The sequence below is a fragment of the Pseudomonas sp. GW822-FHT06B12 genome, assembly GCF_058799675.1.
In genome coordinates, this window is the sequence record NZ_JBXALR010000004.1 from 482,361 (window position 1) to 501,123 (window position 18,763).

The 18,763-nt window shown below is 58.9% G+C and carries 18 protein-coding genes; 2 read left to right on the forward strand and 16 right to left on the reverse strand.

Annotated features, from left to right (window positions below; translation table 11 throughout):
- The 15 genes from AC1RKH_RS12270 to AC1RKH_RS12340 all read right to left on the reverse strand — a co-directional run bounded on the left by AC1RKH_RS12270 (window position 1) and on the right by AC1RKH_RS12340 (window position 15,989).
- Window positions 1–1,371: a M16 family metallopeptidase gene (locus AC1RKH_RS12270; RefSeq protein WP_493064481.1), complete on the reverse strand. Its 1,371-nt coding sequence runs from the start codon at window positions 1,369–1,371 to the stop codon at window positions 1–3.
- Window positions 1,372–1,450: 79 nt separating this feature from the next.
- Window positions 1,451–3,109 (reverse strand): Na/Pi cotransporter family protein, encoded by a 1,659-nt coding sequence (locus AC1RKH_RS12275; RefSeq protein ID WP_493064480.1) that lies wholly within the window; start codon window positions 3,107–3,109, stop codon window positions 1,451–1,453.
- Window positions 3,110–3,319: 210 nt separating this feature from the next.
- The gene (locus AC1RKH_RS12280) at window positions 3,320–4,087 is read right to left on the reverse strand and encodes a TerC family protein (protein WP_123427854.1); all 768 of its coding nucleotides are present in this window, start codon (window positions 4,085–4,087) and stop codon (window positions 3,320–3,322) included.
- A 70-nt stretch (window positions 4,088–4,157) separates the two neighbouring features.
- Complete coding sequence (locus AC1RKH_RS12285) at window positions 4,158–5,465, reverse strand: CitMHS family transporter (RefSeq protein ID WP_493064479.1); 1,308 nt, start codon at window positions 5,463–5,465, stop codon at window positions 4,158–4,160.
- A 369-nt stretch (window positions 5,466–5,834) separates the two neighbouring features.
- A complete protein-coding gene (locus tag AC1RKH_RS12290) occupies window positions 5,835–7,796 on the reverse strand; it encodes a DUF7844 domain-containing protein (RefSeq protein WP_493064478.1) in 1,962 nt (653 codons plus the stop codon).
- Complete coding sequence (locus tag AC1RKH_RS12295; RefSeq protein WP_019694505.1) at window positions 7,793–8,113, reverse strand: DUF2388 domain-containing protein; 321 nt, start codon at window positions 8,111–8,113, stop codon at window positions 7,793–7,795. Before AC1RKH_RS12295 ends, AC1RKH_RS12290 begins: the two co-directional genes overlap by 4 nt.
- A gap of 26 nt (window positions 8,114–8,139) precedes the next feature.
- Window positions 8,140–8,448, reverse strand: coding sequence for a DUF2388 domain-containing protein (locus tag AC1RKH_RS12300; protein WP_493064477.1), 309 nt, complete (start codon window positions 8,446–8,448; stop codon window positions 8,140–8,142).
- Window positions 8,449–8,554: 106 nt separating this feature from the next.
- Window positions 8,555–8,872, reverse strand: a complete 318-nt coding sequence (locus AC1RKH_RS12305; RefSeq protein WP_493064476.1) for a DUF2388 domain-containing protein — start codon at window positions 8,870–8,872, stop codon at window positions 8,555–8,557.
- A gap of 179 nt (window positions 8,873–9,051) precedes the next feature.
- Window positions 9,052–9,261: a DUF1127 domain-containing protein gene (locus AC1RKH_RS12310; protein WP_493064475.1), complete on the reverse strand. Its 210-nt coding sequence runs from the start codon at window positions 9,259–9,261 to the stop codon at window positions 9,052–9,054.
- A 270-nt stretch (window positions 9,262–9,531) separates the two neighbouring features.
- Window positions 9,532–9,747: a DUF1127 domain-containing protein gene (locus AC1RKH_RS12315; protein ID WP_054594973.1), complete on the reverse strand. Its 216-nt coding sequence runs from the start codon at window positions 9,745–9,747 to the stop codon at window positions 9,532–9,534.
- A 319-nt stretch (window positions 9,748–10,066) separates the two neighbouring features.
- Window positions 10,067–11,560: a succinyl-CoA:acetate CoA-transferase ScpC gene (gene scpC / locus AC1RKH_RS12320; protein ID WP_493064474.1), complete on the reverse strand. Its 1,494-nt coding sequence runs from the start codon at window positions 11,558–11,560 to the stop codon at window positions 10,067–10,069.
- Between the two features lie 181 nt (window positions 11,561–11,741).
- Window positions 11,742–13,178, reverse strand: a complete 1,437-nt coding sequence (locus AC1RKH_RS12325; RefSeq protein ID WP_493064473.1) for an NAD(P)(+) transhydrogenase (Re/Si-specific) subunit beta — start codon at window positions 13,176–13,178, stop codon at window positions 11,742–11,744.
- Window positions 13,178–13,501: an NAD(P) transhydrogenase subunit alpha part 2 gene (locus tag AC1RKH_RS12330; protein ID WP_003187010.1), complete on the reverse strand. Its 324-nt coding sequence runs from the start codon at window positions 13,499–13,501 to the stop codon at window positions 13,178–13,180. Before AC1RKH_RS12330 ends, AC1RKH_RS12325 begins: the two co-directional genes overlap by 1 nt.
- A gap of 15 nt (window positions 13,502–13,516) precedes the next feature.
- On the reverse strand, window positions 13,517–14,638 hold the full coding sequence (locus tag AC1RKH_RS12335; RefSeq protein WP_123427838.1) for a Re/Si-specific NAD(P)(+) transhydrogenase subunit alpha: 1,122 nt from the start codon (window positions 14,636–14,638) through the stop codon (window positions 13,517–13,519).
- 430 nt (window positions 14,639–15,068) lie between these two features.
- Complete coding sequence (locus AC1RKH_RS12340; RefSeq protein ID WP_123427836.1) at window positions 15,069–15,989, reverse strand: LysR family transcriptional regulator; 921 nt, start codon at window positions 15,987–15,989, stop codon at window positions 15,069–15,071.
- A 157-nt stretch (window positions 15,990–16,146) separates the two neighbouring features.
- Between AC1RKH_RS12340 and AC1RKH_RS12345 the strand changes: the two genes are divergently transcribed.
- Complete coding sequence (locus AC1RKH_RS12345; protein WP_493064472.1) at window positions 16,147–17,328, forward strand: acyl-CoA dehydrogenase; 1,182 nt, start codon at window positions 16,147–16,149, stop codon at window positions 17,326–17,328.
- A 13-nt stretch (window positions 17,329–17,341) separates the two neighbouring features.
- Window positions 17,342–18,562, forward strand: a complete 1,221-nt coding sequence (locus AC1RKH_RS12350) for a CaiB/BaiF CoA transferase family protein (protein WP_493064471.1) — start codon at window positions 17,342–17,344, stop codon at window positions 18,560–18,562.
- Here AC1RKH_RS12350 and AC1RKH_RS12355 read toward each other — a convergent pair.
- A partial coding sequence (locus AC1RKH_RS12355) for a hypothetical protein (RefSeq protein ID WP_493184045.1) occupies window positions 18,540–18,763 on the reverse strand: 224 nt, incomplete at its 5' end. The genes AC1RKH_RS12350 and AC1RKH_RS12355 overlap by 23 nt on opposite strands.

The following is an 18,763-nucleotide window of genomic DNA, read 5'->3' on the forward strand; positions in this document are numbered from 1 at the left end:
TCACTTCTTGTGGTGAATACGCCAGCCCATCAGCGCCATCAACCCCAGCACCCCGCCCAGCAACCACAGCACTTCGTCATAACTGAGCAGTGGCTTCTCGATTCGAATGTAACCCTGCTCTTCGAGCAGTTTGTGCAGGGCTTGGTTGGCCTGGTCCAGAGTGACTGCTTGCAGGCGTTTGGCCGGGTCGTCGAAATGTCCGTCCTCATAGTCACCGATGGCACTCCAGTAATAGTCGGCCAGCCCGCTGTTGCCTTGCACGGCCCAGGCCTGTCGGGCGATGGCGGCCTGTTTCAGGCGCTCGAAGCCAGCGGGGTCGAGGCCGTTCTTGAGCAGATCGGCTTTCAGATCCTCGAGTACCTGCTGCGCTTGCGGCAGATCATCGCGTTCCAGGTCGGCGTTCAGGCTGAGGAAACCGACGCCCCCGAACACTTCGCGTTCCGCCCAAGGCCCGTAGGACAACCCGTGTGCCAGGCGCAGCTGACGGTAAAGCGCCCAGTCGAGGTAGTCCTTGAGCAGGTCGAACGTCTCGTCGTACTGATCGTCGAGCGCCGGCTCCGGGAACAACCAGTGCAGTTTGGCGCCACCACCGACCCAGCCGTGGATCAGATTGCGTTCGTCGAGCGCCGGGTGCTGGATTTCCGGCAGCGGCATGTGTTCGGTGGGTTCGATGGCTTTGAGCTCGCCATAGGTGCGCTCCAGATACGCCGGCAGCAGGCGATCGAGCTCGCCGACAATAATCAGCGTCATGTTGTTCGGTGCGTACCACTCCTTGCGCAGCTTCTCCAGTTGTTCGCGGGTCAGGTGCTCTACCTGGGCGCGTTCCGGGCACTTCAGGCCCAGTTCTACCGCCAGCTGATTGCTTGCTGTATGGCCCAGGTCCTGGCGGTCGAGCCAGCGCTGCAAGTGGGAGTAATGGCCGCCGTCTTCGCGTTCGACCACCTGTTTGGCCGCGCTGATTGCGTTGTCGTCGATTCGGGTTTGGGTCAGCAGCGCCAACAACAGGTCGAGGACTTTGCGTTGATTGTTTGCCGGGGCTTCGATGACGAATGTGGTGTCGGCGTTACTGGTGTAGGCGTTCCATTCGCCGCCCAGCGCCTGCATGCGCTCCTCGAGCCCGCCTTCGCCGCTGGCGTCGATGCCGCTGAACAGCAAATGTTCAAGCAGGTGTGGCAGCTCTTTGTCGGCGCAGGCGAAGTCGTCGAGGCCAACACCCACCACCAGACGAATTGCCACATGACCGCGTTCGCTGCCGGGCTTGAGCAGTAATTGCAGGCCGTTGGGCAGCCTGTAACCTTCGACCTGAAAGCGATCCAGGGCAAACGAGCAGGTGGAACCCAACAGCAGACACGCGAACAACAGACAACGCATAACAACTTTCCTGGCGGGTAAATGCAGGCACAAAGGTTTGCCTTCAGCCTTTTAAGTGACTCCCTTCGACGCTAGACGTTCAGGGTGAATGGGTGATGTCAGACATTTCGTCGGCGGTCAATGCACCGGTTTCGGCGGTTTCCAGGACCACATAGGCGCTGCCGCAGAACAGCGAGTTCAAGCGTCGCATGTCGGCAATCAGCTCCAGATGCAGCGAGCTGGTTTCGATACTTTGCACGATCTTACGTTGCAAGCGGCTGACATGGGCGTGGGCCAGGCGTCTTTCCTGTGCACGGAAGCGACGTTTCTCACGCAGCAGTTGTCGGGCGCTTTCCTTGTCGGCACTCAGGAACACCGACAGCCCCAGACGCAGGTTGGCGATCAACTGATGGTGCAGCCCGGCCAGTTCTTCCAGGCCAACCTCGGAAAACGAGCGTCGTTGCGAGGTCTTCTGCTGCTGGACCTTGCGCAACATGCGTTCGATCAGATCAGAGGCGAGCTTCAGATTGATCGCCAGTTCGATGATCTCCGCCCAGCGCCGGCTGTCCTGTTCGCTGAGGTCTTCGCGGGGCATTTGCGCCAGATAGAGTTTGATCGCGCTGCACAGCGCTTCGACGTCATCGCTCAGGCGGCGCACTTCCTGAGTGACGGCGGTTTGCTTGCCACGCAGCACATCGAGCATGGCTTCGAGCATGTTGTCGATCAGGTCGCCCATGCGCAGGGTTTCCCTGGCGGCGTTGGCCAAGGCCAGGCTTGGCGTGGCAAGGGCCGTCGGGTCCAGATGACGTGGTTTGGCCTGACCATTGATTTCCGGAGGCTCCGGCAACAGCCAGGCACAGAGCCTGGCCATTGGGCCGACGCTGGGCAACAGCACCAGGCAACGTACCGTGTTGTAGAGCAGATGAAAGCCGATCACCAGGCCTTGTGGGCGGAAATTGAGTTTGTCCATCCAGTGCACCAGCGGGCCGAGCACTGGAATGATCAGCAACAGACCGATCAATTTGTACAGCAGGCTGCCCAACGCCACCTGACGCCCGGCGGCGTTCTGCATGCTGGTGCTGAGGAACGCCAGGACACCGCTGCCGATGTTGGCGCCGATCACCAGACCGATGGCCACTGGCAGGCTGATCACTCCGGCACCGGCGAGGGTAGCAGTGAGCAGGACGGCAGCCAGGCTGGAGTAGGAAATCATCGCGAACAGCGCGCCGACGAGGGCATCGAGCAGGATGTCGCCCGTCAGCGAGGCGAACAGCACTTTGACGCCGTGAGCGTGGGTGATCGGATCAGCCGCTTCGACGATCAGTTGCAGCGCGAGAATAATCAGCCCCAGGCCGATGCCGACCCGGCCGAGCTGGCCCGCACGCGTCTGTTTGCGTGAGAGAAAGAAAATCACCCCGAGGAAAATCAGCAGCGGCGACAGCCATGACAAATCGAGGGTCAGGACCCGCGCCATCAGAGCGGTACCGACGTCGGCGCCGAGCATGGTCGCCAGGGCGGGCGTCAGTGCCATCAAACCCTGGCCGACAAACGAGGTCACCAGCATCGCCGTGGCGTTGCTGCTCTGGACCATGGCGGTGACGAGAATCCCGGCGATGAAGGCCAGCCAGCGTTTGGACATGTTCTGGCCAATGACATGGCGCAGGTTCGAACCGTAGACCCGCAGGATGCCGGTTCGGACAATGTGCGTGCCCCAAATCAGCAAGGCTACCGCAGACAGTAAATTGAGCAGGGTCAGCATACTGGGCCCCCTGAATGAATAGCGCCCCAATGGAGCAAGTTGACGGTGCCGCTACGTTCTACGTTCTGTACTTAAGCTGTAGTTGGCTAACGGTCTGGGCGCCAGCATCGCATAGCTAAAGAGTCGATTGAAACAAAGCTGTCATGGAGACAGCTTCATGCAGACGTGAAAAAGGGGCTCGAAAGCCCCTTCTTCTTCAGCGCATTCGGGTTATTGACCCGGGATGTCCTTGCGCAGTTTCACTGGCTCCTGTTGTTTCTTCTTTTTCGCGATCGCGGTGCGCATCTTGATGTTGATCGCTTCCACGGCCAGCGAGAACGCCATGGCGAAGTAGACGTAGCCTTTTGGTACATGCACACCGAAGGCTTCGGCGATCAGTACGGTACCCACCACCAGCAGGAACGACAGTGCGAGCATTTTCAGCGACGGGTGCTTGTCGATGAACTCGCTGATCTTGCCCGAGGCCATCATCATCACCAGTACCGCAACGATGATCGCAGCCACCATGACCGGAACATGGGACACCATGCCGACCGCAGTGATAACCGAGTCCAGAGAGAACACGATGTCGATGATCGCGATCTGGATGATGGTGTAAAGGAAGTTGCCGCCCTTGCCGCTTGGCCCATCGTCAGTTTCGTCTTCACCTTCCAGTGCGTGAAACATCTCCTGGGAGCTTTTCCACAGCAGGAACAGACCACCGAAGAACAGGATCAGGTCTCGCCCGGAAATACCCTGACCGAAGAGCACGAACAAGTCGGCGGTCAGACGCATGACCCAGGTGATCGACAGCAGCAAGAGGATCCGCGTGATCATGGCCAGCGCCAGACCGAAGATCCGGGTACGTGCCTGCATGTGCTTGGGCATGCGGCTGACGAGGATCGAGATCATGATGATGTTGTCGATGCCCAGAACGATTTCCAGGGCGGTCAGCGTGAAGAAGGCAACCCAGATTTCAGGGTTGGTCAGCCATTCCATGTGTATTCCTTTGAGCGAGTGTTAAACCACGCCGCCAGCATTTAGCTGGCGGCGCGGTGAGTTGATGCCGTTACAAGGTGCTGAACAGCGGGAAAATCCCCATCAGCAATGCAGCGACGAGTATGCACATGCAGACCAGTACTGCCCACTTCAGGGTAAAGCGTTGGTGGTCACCGAACTCGATCCCGGCCAGCGCCACCAGCAAGTATGTAGACGGGACCAGCGGGCTCAGCAAGTGGACGGGTTGGCCAACGATCGAGGCACGTGCCATCTCCACCGCGGTGATGCCGTAGTGGCTGGCGGCTTCGGCCAGAACCGGCAATACACCGTAATAAAACGCATCGTTGGACATGAAAAAGGTGAACGGCATGCTCGCCAGTGCGGTGATCACGGCCAGGTACGGGCCCAGGAAGTCCGGGATCACGGCCAGCAGACTTTTCGACATCGCATCGACCATGCCGGTGCCGGTCAGGATACCGGTGAAGATACCGGCGGCGAAAATCAGCCCGACCACCGACAACACGCTACCAGCGTGGGCTGCCACGCGGTCTTTTTGCTGTTGCAGGCATGGGTAGTTAACGATCATCGCGATACTGAACGCGACCATGAACAGTACCGGCAGTGGCAGCAGGCCGGCGATCAACGCACACATCAGGGCAAGGGTCAGGGCGCCGTTGAACCAGATCAGCTTCGGACGGCGAGCATCCGGGAACTGCGAAACGCTGATTTCGCTGTGGTCGATTTCATCGCCCACCAGGTGCAATTCACCCAGACGCGCACGCTCACGTTTACCGTACAGGTAGGCAATCGCCAGGATTGCCACCACACCGGCGAGCATCGCCGGGATCATCGGCACGAAGATGTCCGACGGGTCGACATGCAGCGCACTGGCGGCACGCGCGGTCGGGCCGCCCCATGGGGTCATGTTCATCACGCCACCGGCGAGGATGATCAGGCCGGCCATGATCCGCGGACTCATGCCGATGCGGCTGTACAGCGGCAGCATGGCGGCCACGCAGATCATGTAGGTGGTGGCGCCGTCACCGTCCATGGACACCACCAGGGCCAGCACGGCGGTGCCGACGGAAACCTTCAGCGGGTCACCCTTGACGAGCTTGAGGATCTTGCGCACGGCCGGGTCAAACAGGCCGGAATCGATCATCAAGGCGAAATAGAGGATGGCGAACATCAGCATCACCCCGGTCGGGGCCAGCTTGGTGATGCCTTCGAGCATCATCGGGCCGATCTTCGGCGCAAAGCCACCGAACAGGGCGAACAGGATCGGAACGATGATCAGAGCGATCAGCGCGGACAGGCGCTTGGTCATGATCAGGTACATGAACGTGATGACCATGGCAAAGCCAAGGAAAGTCAGCATGGGAATACTCCAGGCGTAGCGCGGCTAGGGAATGGCGAACCGGATGGGGTCAGCGCAGAACGGAAAGCACGAGGCGTACGGGGGGAGTCGGGGCAAACAGGCGGGTACGAGCGGACATCAGAATCACCATTGTTGTTGTTAATTGGGCCGGGCGAACGTTGCGACATTCGTTTGGCCAACCGGTCTGTTGCCGGCAGTGCGGGCGATCCTAATCGGCAAACCTTTCAGCCAGCTTTCGCTGGGCAAACACCGGACGAGATGTTCAAGGTGGGTGGACGCGGCTAAATTTGTAAGGTCAAAAGATCGCAGCCTGCGGCAGCTCCTACGGGTGATCGACGTAGGAGCTGCCGCAGGCTGCGATCTTTTGACTTAAGGCAACTCCAGCCCACCGGCCGCCTTATGCAAGGCTCGCAGGTGTTCGCCCAGCTGTTTGATGTTGGCCTCATTCGCCGCGATCTCGGCGGCTCGGCCTGGCTCAAGCAGCGCCCTGACCTCTTTATCCAGATCGCCGGTCAACACCTGCAATTTCTTTTGCCGAGAGCTACTTTCCGACTCCAGGCGTTTCCATTCATTAGGCTGTGGCAGGCCGTACCCGCCCCTGTCGAGCAGTTCTGCCGGACGACTGAGGAAACCGCTGTTGGCAAGAATCTGCTTCAAGGTCTGATTGGCCTGGTCCATGCCGCCGTTTTTCAGCTCGCGGGCATCCAGGTAACGTTGCTTCACTTCATTTTGGGCCAGCAGCAATTGCTGGCGGAAACTGGCTTGCTCCAGCAGCAGCAGAGCCGCGCTGGTGCGCAGATCGGCCTGCTGAAACCATGGGCGACGCTCTGCGGCAGTCAACGCCATCCAGTCTTCGACCTTGTCCTGTTTGATCGGCAGGCGCTTTTTCAGCACCTCGAACATCGCTTGATAGCGATCGCGGAACGAGTCGAAGCGATAGCCCAGGCGCAGAGCCTCACGCGGATCGTCGAGCACGCTGGTGTTCGCCAGTCCACGGGACTTGAGTAGCTCCAGCAAGCCGTTGGGCATGATGCTGTCCAGGCCGACCAGCTGTGGATTATTACTGCCACTGCGCAGCAGCTTCAGGCTCTCGACCGCACAGTTGTTGGACAGGAAGAAATAGTTGCCGTCGTAGCTCCAGTGCATCTCGGCGGCGTGTTCGACGACTTCTGAAATTTCGTTGCGTGACAGATTGAGCGGCACGGAGGCGAGGCTGCGCAGTTCGGTTTTGGTGTATTCGTCGATGACTTGTGACAGCGGCAACACGAAGAGGCGCGACGGGTACTTCCCGACCAGACCATCCCAGCTCGACAGTTGTACGTCACCGACAAAGGCGCGGTAGGACAGCACCAGGGAATACTCCAGATCCAGTCGACAGTCCGGCCCGCGTGGGCGACCGGGTGCACAGATCACCAGCCGCAACATGCTGTGACCCCAGCGGCTGACCAGATTCTGGTTGGCTTCGGCCAGCAGGTAATCGACGGAGTAGACCCGCTCCGGATCGACCTGGCCCAGCGGTTGTTTGGCGAAGTCGTTGCCGGCGTTCAGGAAGGCGAAGGACGTGGCGCACGTGTCTTTGGCCGGCGGAGCCCAGCCAAAGTGTTCCTGGTAATAACGGTACAGTGCCGGGCGGCGGCAGGCGTAACTCGGGTCGAGGAGGAAGTACTCCATGTTGACCGCGACGAATTCCTTGGGGCTGCTCGTCTCGTAGAGGTCCGGGCTGCGGGAGATTTGTCGATTGTGCTGTTCGCGTTCACCGCGTCGGCCGACGTATTGCGGCCAGCCGGCAAGGTCCAGCAAGCGCGGGTCATCGCTCAGGGTGAAACGACGGTCAATCTGGCCACGGCATTGATCGGGAATGCCGATCAGGCCCGAGCTGTTGTTCTGTCGCGTACAGCGCTGGATCAGCAAGCGCTCGGCACTTGTCCACAAGCGCGCGCGGTCATAAATATGCGTGAGTTCATGCAGCACTGTCGCGAGCATTTCGCGGCGGACGGTGCCGTGGGGGCGATTGGTTTTTTTCGTCGCGGCGCTGCCATCGGTGAGGCTGGCCAGCAGGTTGCGATTGAGGTCCACTTCAGACACCAGAGACGCCTCTCCGTAGGCGTTGCCGGGCATTTCGTCGGTCCAGCCAACATCAATCCGGCGGTCCAGTTGCTCGATGAAACGCGGCGGCAAAGCCTGCATCGCTTCATCCAGCAGTGCCTGGCTGGCCTGCTGTTCTGCCGGGCTCAGACCGTCGGTCTTGAGGTTTAGTTGTAGGCTGGCCTGAGCCGCGCTGCAAAGCAGCAATACGGCCCCGGCCATCAGCCAGGCGGCTAGTGTCTTCACAGTGCGAGGATGGCTTCGGCGAGTACCTGATCACTGGCGTCGCGGGCTTCCGGCACGCGGGTGCGCAAGGTGTCGAAGGCAGCTTCCAGATGTGCACCACGGATATCGCCATTGCTGGCGACAAAACTGGCCGCGTCATCATGGGCTTCGCGCACGACTTTCAGGTCACGAATCGAGGTGGTGGTGTCGGAGGTGAAATCGAGTGTGCGCCGGGAGGCACGGATGATCATATTACTGGTGGCTTCCAGGGTGTGTGCCTGGGCCACGTCGGCCAACAGCAACAGGCCGAGGGTGGCAGCAATCAGCGGGCTACGCATGGAACGACTCCGGAAGAACGGGATAACTATTGGACGAGAATTGCCTGTGCCAGTTCAAGGTCGCTGGCATGAAGTTTTGGCTGGGTCTGACGCAGGTAAACCAGCGCGGACTCCAGTTGTGCTCCTCGCAGTTGACCATCACTGGCAATGAATGCCGCAGCATCATCGTGGGCGGCGAGCAGCAGTTTATGGTCGAAGGGCGCGGAGGTCACCTTGCTTGTCACATAAGTGGTGACGACGAGGTTCTGCGTAGACAGGTCCAGAGCATGGGCCGGGCTGATCCAGCAGGCAGTGATAAACAGGGATGTGATAAATGGTTTTGAAAGAAAAGGCATGAGACTCGACGGCTGGAAACGAGCCAAAAGGCTAGCGTAATGCCCGGGCCAGAGCCAGTGCTGAAGAAACGGGGCCCATTGTGAGAGCCCCGTTTTCCGACGTCGATCAGATGGCCAGGATGGCTTGGGCCAGCTGTGTGTCAGTGGCTTTCAGCTGTGGAGCCTGTGTGTGGATGTAGTCGAGAGCACTTTCCAGTCGGACGCCACGGATGGCGCCTTCGCTGGCCACGAAACTGGCAGCATCATCACGGGCGGCGCGAACGATCTTCTTGTCCCGCAGCGAAGACGAGAGGTTGGTTGTGGCGTCGGAGCTGTCCTTGAGTGCACCGACGACAGTGTCAGTGGTGATAATGAAGCTGGAGGCATGCGAATTGGCAGCCACGGCCAGCAGTGCTGCAGCGCTGAGCAGACGAAGACGGGACATGGGGTAACTCCTGTGAATAAACCATAAATAGTGACGCCAAGAATAACGTCGGGCAGCCACTGCGTGATGCGTAACGTCTGAGAGATCAGACGTACCCTGCGCAGGGCTCGCCACGTTGTCTTCGGATATTAGGCCGTTGGCCAACCGTTCGAATAGCCCTGTCACCCCATCTAGACACGTTAGCGCCAAAAAGGTTTGTCCAGTTCGACCAGTCGATCAGAATGGCTGATACCTATGTCAGACAGCTGCTGTTCATTAAGTTGCGCCAGCTGGCGGCGGGTGCGTGCTCTTTCCATGCTTTGACCGGTCGCGGCGATCAGCCGGGCCATCAGCTTGAGTAAAGATGGCCGACGAGTACGCGGGAGCGAAATATCAAGTAACCGACTCATGGTGTATTCCTCGCGAACAGGCTGATTGAGCAGCCTTGGGACACCATGTTGGTCGCTTCGCCGTCGCTAGAGCAGTTACACCAGCATTAAATTGTACTGGCTCAGTTAAGTATTTATTGAAACTGTACCTGTCATGCGACTGCCCTTCTGTACCAGCTGTTTTTCCGCCCTGAAACGACAAAACCCGTCGTGGTTTCCCACGACGGGTTTTGTGTGTGCAATTCGGGGTGCTGGCGGTGGACCCGGTGGGTCAGGGCCAGCGACGCTAACTTAGCGCCAGAACGGCTTGCTCAGCTCTTCGTAGCGTTGTGCTTCGCTAATCCCTGCGTCAGCCAGCAGACGCGAATCCAGACGAGCCAGTTGGTGGCGGCTGGAGATGCGGCGCTGCCACAGCATCAGGTTGGCGATAACGCGAAGAGGCATGGAAGCCTGGGTTTTTACAGCGTTGTCTTCGAAGAACATTTCGGAACTGAGTGTACGTTCCATGGTTGACATCCTTCCGCTTATGGCGGGATTAGGTAGTGGTTTAACTGATGCCAATGATCCTCTCGTTTGGCCAGTCTCTCTAGATACAGTTCACCTGTATTGTGAGGGACCAGTTAACTGTTAATAGGTGCTGTACTGCTCGAAAACGAGGCAACTGTACCTGTCGGCACTTTAATGGTGCATTTTTGGTTGTTTGACTCGGATATGTAGGCAATTACGGTAGGAAATGACCGGTACAGCAGTACAGTTTTTGAAGGATATTGGATTGGCAGTGGCGAGCTGACGGAATTGTGTTTGCGTCAGCTGCCATCTGTATCAATCACACGGCGAGCATTCTGCCGGTTTCTTCCAGGTTCATGTGCCAACTGAGGGCATCGCGCAGGATGTGCGGGGTGTGTCCGCCGACGGCGCAGGCCGCCTCGAAGTAGGAATTCAGTGCTTCGCGGTAGTCCGGGTGCACGCAGTTGTCGATCACCACTCGTGCCCGCTCCCGTGGCGCCAGGCCACGCAAGTCGGCAAGGCCGATCTCGGTAACGAGGATGTCGACGTCATGCTCGGTGTGGTCAACGTGGCTGACCATCGGCACCACACTGGAAATCGCCCCGCCCTTGGCAATCGACTTGGTGACAAAGACCGCCAGGTGCGCGTTGCGGGCAAAGTCGCCGGAACCACCGATGCCATTCATCATCCGGGTACCGCAGACGTGGGTGGAATTGACGTTGCCGTACAGGTCGAACTCCAGCGCTGTGTTGATACCGATGATGCCCAGGCGACGAACCACTTCAGGGTGGTTGGAGATCTCCTGCGGGCGCAGCACCAGTTTGTCCTTGTAGCGATCCAGGTTGCCGAACACATCGGCATTACGACGGCTCGACAGGGTGATCGAGCTACCTGAGGCGAAGCTCAGTTTTCCAGCGTCGATCAGGTCGAAGGTCGAGTCCTGCAGGACTTCGGAGTACATGGTCAGGTCTTCGAACGGCGAGTCGATCAGGCCGCACATCACCGAGTTGGCGATACTGCCGATACCGGCCTGTAGCGGGCCGAGCTTGTTGGTCATGCGCCCTGCTTCCACTTCCTGCTTGAAGAAGTCGATCAGGTGATCGGCGATGGCCTGAGTGTCGCTGTCCGGCGGCAACACCGTGGACGGCGAGTCGGACTGATTAGTGATGACGATGGCGACGATCTTTTCCGGCGGTATCGGGATCGCGGTGCTGCCGATGCGGTCGTCAACCTTGACCAGCGGAATCGGCGTGCGGGTCGGACGGTAGGTCGGGATATAGATGTCGTGCAGACCTTCCAGGTTCGGGTTGTGCGCCAGGTTGATCTCGACGATCACCTGTTTGGCGAAAATCGCGAAGCTGGCCGAGTTGCCGACCGAGGTGGTTGGCACGATATGGCCAAGCTCTGTGATAGCGACTGCTTCAATCACCGCGATGTCCGGCAGCTTGAGCTGCTGGTTGCGCAGTTGTTCCACGGTTTCCGACAGGTGCTGGTCAATGAACATCACCTCGCCGGCGTTGATCGCCTTGCGCAGTGTGCTGTCGACCTGAAACGGCATACGGCGGGCCAGCACGCCGGCTTCGGTCAGCTGTTTGTCGAGGTCGTTGCCCAGGCTGGCGCCGGTCATCAGGCTGATCTTCAGCGGCGTGACTTTGGCGCGTTCGGCCAGTGCGTGGGGCACGGCTTTGGCTTCGCCGGCGCGGGTGAACCCGCTCATGCCGACGGTCATGCCGTCCTGAATCAGAGCGGCAGCGTCAGCGGCGCTCATTACCTTATCCAACAACGAAGGCAAGCGGATACGATCACGGTACATGGATTGTTATCTCGGGCAACGGAAGCAAGATACGCAGTCTAGTGATTTCAAAAAAAATAGCCCCGCGACCATGGTCGAATGCTGGCCCCTGATTTAGAGCCTTTGGTCGGTTTTCTGCAGGCAATAAAAAACCCCAGCCTATTAAAGGCCGGGGTTTTGGGTCTTGCTGCTTGCGCAGTCTTTACTCGACGGCTTTAACCATGTCTTCGATGACCTTCTTGGCGTCGCCGAAGACCATCATGGTTTTGTCCAGGTAGAACAGTTCGTTGTCCAGACCGGCATAGCCGCTGGCCATCGAGCGCTTGTTGACGATGATGGTCTTGGCCTTGAAGGCTTCGAGAATCGGCATGCCGGCGATTGGCGATTTCGGATCGTTCTTCGCTGCCGGGTTGACCACGTCGTTGGCGCCGAGCACCAGCACCACGTCGGCTTGACCGAACTCGGAGTTGATGTCTTCCATCTCGAACACCTGGTCGTAAGGCACTTCAGCCTCGGCCAACAGCACGTTCATGTGGCCGGGCATACGACCGGCAACCGGGTGGATCGCATACTTCACGGTCACGCCACGGTGGGTCAGCTTCTCGGTCAACTCTTTAAGCGCGTGCTGCGCCCGTGCTACTGCCAGGCCGTAGCCCGGAACGATGATCACGGTGTCGGCGTTGGTCAGCAGGAAGGTTGCGTCATCGGCCGAGCCGGATTTCACCGGGCGGGCTTCTTTCAAGCCCGCCGGGCCAGCTGCGTCGGCATTGTTGCCGAAGCCACCGAGCAGTACGTTGAAGAACGAACGGTTCATCGCCTTGCACATGATGTACGAGAGGATCGCACCGGACGAACCGACCAGAGAACCTGCAATGATCAGCATCGAGTTGTTCAGCGAGAAGCCGATCCCCGCCGCTGCCCAGCCGGAGTAGCTGTTGAGCATCGACACCACGACCGGCATGTCGGCGCCACCGATCGGGATGATGATCAGCACGCCCAGCACGAAGGCCAGGGCCAGCATCAGGGCGAAGGCGCCGAGGTTACCGGTCGACATGAAGGTGATGCCCAGGCCCAGTGTCGCCAGACCCAGCAGCAGGTTCAGTTTGTGCTGACCGCCGAACTGTACCGGTGCGCCCTGGAACAGGCGGAACTTGTACTTGCCCGACAGCTTGCCAAACGCGATCACCGAGCCGGAGAAGGTAATGGCACCGATGGCCGCACCGAGGAACAACTCCAGACGGTTACCCGCCGGAATTGAATCACCGAGGTGTTTGACGATGCCCAGCGACTGCGGCTCGACCACGGCGGCGATGGCGATGAACACGGCGGCCATACCGATCATGCTGTGCATAAAGGCGACCAGTTCCGGCATCTTGGTCATTTCAACGCGTTTGGCCATGATCGAACCGGCGGTGCCGCCGATCAGCAGGCCGACGATCACGTAGCCGATACCGGCAGTAGCCAGCTCGGAGCCGAGTTTGAACACCAGGCCGACGGTGGTGACGATGGCCAGCGCCATGCCGAGCATGCCGTACACATTGCCGCGCCGCGACGAGGTCGGGTGCGACAGACCCTTCAGGGCCTGGATGAAGCAGATCGACGCGATCAAGTAGAGCGTCGTTACGAGGTTCATGCTCATTACTTGGGCGCCTCTTCTTTTACGGCTTTCGGGGCTTTTTTCTTGAACATCTCAAGCATTCTGCGGGTTACCAGGAAACCACCGAACACGTTGACTGCAGCCAAAGCCACAGCGAGGGTGCCCATGGTCTTGCCCAGTGGGGTCACGGTCAGCGCCGCCGCCAGCATGGCGCCGACGATCACGATTGCCGAAATGGCGTTGGTGACCGCCATCAGTGGTGTGTGCAGCGCGGGTGTAACGTTCCAGACCACGTGATAACCGACATAGATCGCCAGCACGAAGATGATCAGGTTGTAGATACCGGGGGAGATAAGCTCTTCCATCGTCTGAATCCCTGCTTAGGCGTTTTTGCGGATGACTTGGCCGTCGCGGCACATCAGGCACGCGGCGACGATGTCGTCTTCTAGGTTGATCTGGAATTGGCCTTCGGGTGTGAAGACCAGCTTCAGGAAGTCCAGCAGGTTGCGGGCGTACAGCGCCGAGGCGTCTGCACCAACCTGTGCTGCCAGGTTGGTCGGGCCGGCGATAGTCACGCCATGAGCGACGATCACCTGGTCGGCCACGGTCAGCGGGCAGTTGCCGCCCTGCGCAGCGGCCAGGTCGATGACCACCGAACCTGGTTTCATTTGCGCAACGGTTTCAGCGCTGAGCAAAACCGGTGCCTTGCGGCCGGGAATCAGTGCGGTGGTGATGACGATGTCGGCTTGCTTGGCGCGCTCGTGCACGGCCAGGGCCTGACGTTGCATCCAGCTGGCCGGCATGGGGCGTGCGTAACCGCCGACACCGACGGCACATTCACGCTCTTCATCGGTCTCGTACGGGACGTCGACGAACTTGGCGCCGAGGGATTCGATCTGTTCCTTCACGGCCGGACGCACGTCGGACGCTTCAATCACCGCGCCCAGACGCTTGGCGGTGGCGATCGCCTGCAAGCCAGCCACACCGGCGCCGAGGATCAGCACGCGAGCGGCCTTCACGGTGCCTGCAGCCGTCATCAGCATCGGCATGAAGCGCGGATAGTGATGGGCGGCCAACAACACGGCTTTATAGCCGGCAATGTTGGCTTGCGAGGACAGCACATCAAGGCTCTGCGCGCGGGAGGTGCGCGGCGCCGCTTCCAGGGAGAACGCGGTAATGCCGCACTCGGCCAGTTTGGCAATGGTTTCATTGCTGAACGGGTTGAGCATGCCAACCAGCACGGTGCCGCTTTTGATCAGGGTCAGTTCGCTGTCACTGGGTGCGACGACCTTGAGAATCAGCTCTGCGCCAAATGCATCGTTGGCGCTGCCAATCATTGCGCCTGCCGCTTCATAAGCACTGTCGACAACACTGGCATTAATGCCGGCGCCGCTTTGCACAGTGACTTTATGACCCTGGCCGATCAGCTTCTTGATGGTTTCCGGGGTTGCAGCAACCCGCGTTTCACCGGTCTGGGTTTCGAGAGGAACACCAATGTGCACGTCAAATCTCCTGCTTGATCTTATTGCTTTCGATCTTTCTTAGAAGGCCAGCGCACTGCGGAGGGTGCGGCTGGGGCGGCCGATCAGCACGATCCCGCCGTATTTCGGGCGGGGCGCGGCATTTTGCAGGCGAACTTTGTGGCCTTCAAGGGATTATGACGGGTGACGGAAAATTAACTACAAGTCACCCTGTGACCGAATGTCGCAAGTGACCGCCTCAATCCCTTGTAGGCCGTGTCTTGTAAGGATTTCTGCCGAAATTCGAGAGTTTACACATCGGCGCTGTGAATGACGCAGTATTGCTTTGAATCAGAACCTCAAAGCCACGCCGTTAGGCGCTTGTGGGACGATTGTGCCTCCCGTGGATACAGTCTGCTTAAATGCGACAATAAGTTATATCTGTAGTGCTTTAATTTTGCTGACTACGAGGTCAGCTAATAGCGTATAAGCCCTGCCCTTCTAGGTTGTAGCTATGTGCCTGGTTAACCAGCCAATCGCGAAATGCGCGTAAAGAGGCTGATTCGACCTTTCGGTCAGGAATCATCAGGTAATAGGCCTTGATGCTCGACAGGGCCTGAGGGTTGGCAATCACCAGTCGTTTCTCCGCCAGCTCACGCTGAATCAGGAACGGTGGGATCAATGCGATACCCATGTCATGCATCGCTGCCTGAGCCAGCATGGAGAATAGCTCGTAACGCGGACCTGTCATGTCGCGGGGGACATTAAGGTGCTGTGAGTCGAACCACTGGCGCCAGGCGTAAGGGCGCGTGGTCTGTTGCAGTAGCGGCAGGTCGGCAATCACTTCGGCGGGCAGCTGTGTGCGATCCCCGAGTAATGCCGGGCTGCACACCGGCATCGGATTCTCGCCCATCAGCCTGTGGGATTCGGTGCCGGACCAGTCGGCGTCACCAAAGTAGATCGCGGCGTCAAAGTCGGTGTCGGCAAACAGAAAGGGTCGCGTGCGGTTGGTCAGATTGACCGTGACTTCCGGGTGTTGCTGCTGGAAGTCCTTGAGCCGTGGCAACAGCCATTGAGTACCGAAGGTTGGCACAACCGCCAGTTCGATGACATTAGCGCCCTGCTGGCCCATCACCGACAGCGTGTCTCGTTCAACGGCATCCAGTTGTGTTGCGACGCGTCGGCTGTAGGAAAGCCCTGCCTCGGTCAGCTTCACTCCGCGTCGCGAGCGTCGGAACAGTTCAACGCTGAGGAACTCTTCCAGGCTGGCGATCTGTCGGCATATCGCTCCTTGGGTCAGCGATAGTTCTTGAGCAGCCTTGGTAAAGCTCTCGTGGCGGGCTGCCGCTTCGAAACTGATCAGCGCGGCAGTGCTGGGTATCTTCCTGCGCATGTACAGCAACCTCACTAATAGTTTGCATAGATGCCGTTTAAGGCTGTTACGGAGTGAGAAATTAGCACAACAGTATGCAAAATCCTCGTTTGCCCAATACGGAAGCGGCGCCTAGGATCAGTCCACGATATTTGACCTACTTCGCGAGGACTCTCTCATGGCCGGTAAAGCTAGCTTCAACTGGATCGATCCCCTGCTGCTGGATCAACAGCTCACCGAAGAAGAGCGCATGGTGCGCGACACCGCTGCTCAGTTTGCTCAGGACAAACTGGCGCCACGTGTTCTGGAAGCTTTCCGTCATGAGAAAACCGACCCGGCGATCTTCCGTGAAATGGGCGAAATCGGTCTCCTGGGTGCGACCATTCCTGAGCAGTACGGCGGCAGCGGTCTGAACTATGTCAGTTACGGCCTGATTGCCCGTGAGGTCGAGCGCGTCGACTCCGGTTATCGCTCGATGATGAGCGTGCAGTCTTCGCTGGTCATGGTGCCGATCAACGAGTTTGGCACCGAAGCCCAGAAACAGAAGTACCTGCCGAAGCTGGCTACCGGTGAGTGGATCGGTTGCTTCGGTCTGACCGAGCCGAACCATGGTTCCGATCCGGGTTCGATGATCACTCGTGCACGCAAAGTGGAAGGCGGCTACAGCCTGACCGGCAGCAAGATGTGGATCACTAACAGCCCGATCGCTGACGTATTCGTGGTTTGGGGCAAGGATGATGCCGGCGATATCCGTGGCTTCGTTCTGGAGAAAGGCTGGAAAGGCCTGAGCGCTCCGGCGATCCACGGCAAGGTCGGTCTGCGCGCCTCCATCACTGGCGAGATCGTGATGGACAATGTATTCGTTCCCGAAGAGAACATCTTCCCGGATGTCCGCGGTTTGAAAGGCCCTTTTACCTGCCTTAACTCTGCACGTTATGGCATCTCCTGGGGCGCTCTGGGTGCGGCCGAGTTCTGCTGGCATACCGCTCGCCAATACACACTGGACCGTCAGCAGTTTGGTCGGCCTTTGGCTGCCACCCAGTTGATCCAGAAGAAGCTGGCGGACATGCAGACTGAAATCACTCTGGCCTTGCAAGGCTGCCTGCGTCTGGGGCGTATGAAAGATGAGGGCACGGCCGCCGTCGAAATTACCTCGATGATGAAGCGCAACTCTTGCGGCAAGTCGTTGGACATCGCCCGTATGGCTCGCGATATGTTGGGTGGCAATGGCATCTCCGACGAGTTCGGTGTTGCGCGTCACCTGGTCAACCTTGAGGTGGTAAACACCTACGAGGGTACTCACGACGTTCACGCGCTGATCCTGGGTCGCGCGCAGACCGGTCTCCAGGCGTTCTATTAATAGGAGAGCGGCCATGGGTGCGTTATCGCATTTGCGGGTACTGGATTTATCGCGAGTACTGGCCGGGCCTTGGGCCGGGCAGATCCTCGCGGATCTCGGCGCCGAGGTTATAAAGGTCGAGCGCCCGGGCAATGGCGATGACACTCGCGCCTGGGGGCCGCCCTTCCTTAAGGATGCTTATGGTGAGAACACCGGCGAGGCCGCCTATTACTTGTCGGCCAATCGCAACAAACAGTCGGTGACCATCGACTTTACTCAGGCAGAAGGTCAGCGTTTGGTTCGTGAGCTGGCGGCGAAGTCCGACATCCTGATCGAGAACTTCAAGGTCGGCGGTCTGGCGGCCTATGGGCTGGACTACGAGTCGCTCAAGGCGATCAACCCGGATCTGATCTATTGCTCGATCACCGGCTTCGGCCAGACCGGTCCTTATGCCAAGCGTGCTGGCTATGACTTCATGATCCAGGGGCTGGGTGGTTTGATGAGTCTGACCGGCCGCCCTGAAGGTGATGACGGTGCCGGGCCGGTGAAAGTCGGCGTGGCGCTGACGGATATTCTGACAGGGCTCTACTCGACGGTTGCGATCCTGGCGGCGTTGGCGCATCGGGAGCATGAAGGTGGTGGTCAACACATCGACATGGCGTTGTTGGACGTTCAGGTGGCGTGCCTTGCTAACCAGGCGATGAATTACCTGACTACCGGCATTGCTCCCAAGCGCTTGGGCAATGCTCACCCGAACATTGTTCCCTATCAGGACTTCCCGACCGCGGATGGTGATTTCATCCTGACGGTGGGGAATGACGGGCAGTTCCGCAAGTTCGCCGAAGTGGCTGCTCAGCCGCAGTGGGCGGATGATCCTCGGTTCGCGACGAACAAGCTTCGTGTTGCGAATCGTGCGGTGCTGATTCCGCTGATTCGTCAGGCTACGGTCTTCAAGACCACTGCCGAGTGGGTGGTGCAGTTGGAGCAGGCGGGTGTGCCGTGCGGACCGATCAACGATCTGTCGCAGGTGTTTGCCGATCCACAGGTTAAGGCGCGCGGTTTGGCAATCGAGCTTCCTCATGCGCTGGCCGGGTTGGTGCCGCAGGTTGCCAGTCCCATTCGCTTATCCGAGACGCCGGTGGAGTACCGTAGCGCCCCTCCTCTATTGGGTGAGCACACGCTCGAGGTTCTGCAGCGAGTGCTGGGTCTTGAGGCTGCCGCCGTTGCTGCTTTCAAAGAAGCTGGAGTGCTCTGAAGGTTCCTTCTATATAGAAGCGGTGTTTTCCCTTCTCTATATAGAGGGGAAAACGCTGTTTTTTCGGCTTTCTGCAACTCATTGATAGAAATGGCAAATTAAGTGTTGACGGCAGATTCTGGAAGTCTATAATTCGCCCCACTTCCGGCGCAGTCGAAACGGAAAACTCCTTGGTAAACAAAGAGTTACGCAGTTTTCGAC

Excerpts from the sequence above, each read along its gene's own strand:
- AC1RKH_RS12270 (WP_493064481.1), bottom strand. The coding sequence starts at position 1,371 with ATGCGTTGTCTGTTGTTCGCGTGTCTGCTGTTGGGTTCCACCTGCTCG.
- AC1RKH_RS12275 (WP_493064480.1), bottom strand. The coding sequence starts at position 3,109 with ATGCTGACCCTGCTCAATTTACTGTCTGCGGTAGCCTTGCTGATTTGG.
- AC1RKH_RS12280 (WP_123427854.1), bottom strand. The coding sequence starts at position 4,087 with ATGGAATGGCTGACCAACCCTGAAATCTGGGTTGCCTTCTTCACGCTG.
- AC1RKH_RS12285 (WP_493064479.1), bottom strand. The coding sequence starts at position 5,465 with ATGCTGACTTTCCTTGGCTTTGCCATGGTCATCACGTTCATGTACCTG.
- AC1RKH_RS12295 (WP_019694505.1), bottom strand. The coding sequence starts at position 8,113 with ATGCGTAGCCCGCTGATTGCTGCCACCCTCGGCCTGTTGCTGTTGGCC.
- AC1RKH_RS12300 (WP_493064477.1), bottom strand. The coding sequence starts at position 8,448 with ATGCCTTTTCTTTCAAAACCATTTATCACATCCCTGTTTATCACTGCC.
- AC1RKH_RS12305 (WP_493064476.1), bottom strand. The coding sequence starts at position 8,872 with ATGTCCCGTCTTCGTCTGCTCAGCGCTGCAGCACTGCTGGCCGTGGCT.
- AC1RKH_RS12310 (WP_493064475.1), bottom strand. The coding sequence starts at position 9,261 with ATGAGTCGGTTACTTGATATTTCGCTCCCGCGTACTCGTCGGCCATCT.
- AC1RKH_RS12315 (WP_054594973.1), bottom strand. The coding sequence starts at position 9,747 with ATGGAACGTACACTCAGTTCCGAAATGTTCTTCGAAGACAACGCTGTA.
- scpC (WP_493064474.1), bottom strand. The coding sequence starts at position 11,560 with ATGTACCGTGATCGTATCCGCTTGCCTTCGTTGTTGGATAAGGTAATG.
- AC1RKH_RS12325 (WP_493064473.1), bottom strand. The coding sequence starts at position 13,178 with ATGAGCATGAACCTCGTAACGACGCTCTACTTGATCGCGTCGATCTGC.
- AC1RKH_RS12330 (WP_003187010.1), bottom strand. The coding sequence starts at position 13,501 with ATGGAAGAGCTTATCTCCCCCGGTATCTACAACCTGATCATCTTCGTG.
- AC1RKH_RS12340 (WP_123427836.1), bottom strand. The coding sequence starts at position 15,989 with ATGCGCAGGAAGATACCCAGCACTGCCGCGCTGATCAGTTTCGAAGCG.
- AC1RKH_RS12345 (WP_493064472.1), top strand. The coding sequence starts at position 16,147 with ATGGCCGGTAAAGCTAGCTTCAACTGGATCGATCCCCTGCTGCTGGAT.
- AC1RKH_RS12350 (WP_493064471.1), top strand. The coding sequence starts at position 17,342 with ATGGGTGCGTTATCGCATTTGCGGGTACTGGATTTATCGCGAGTACTG.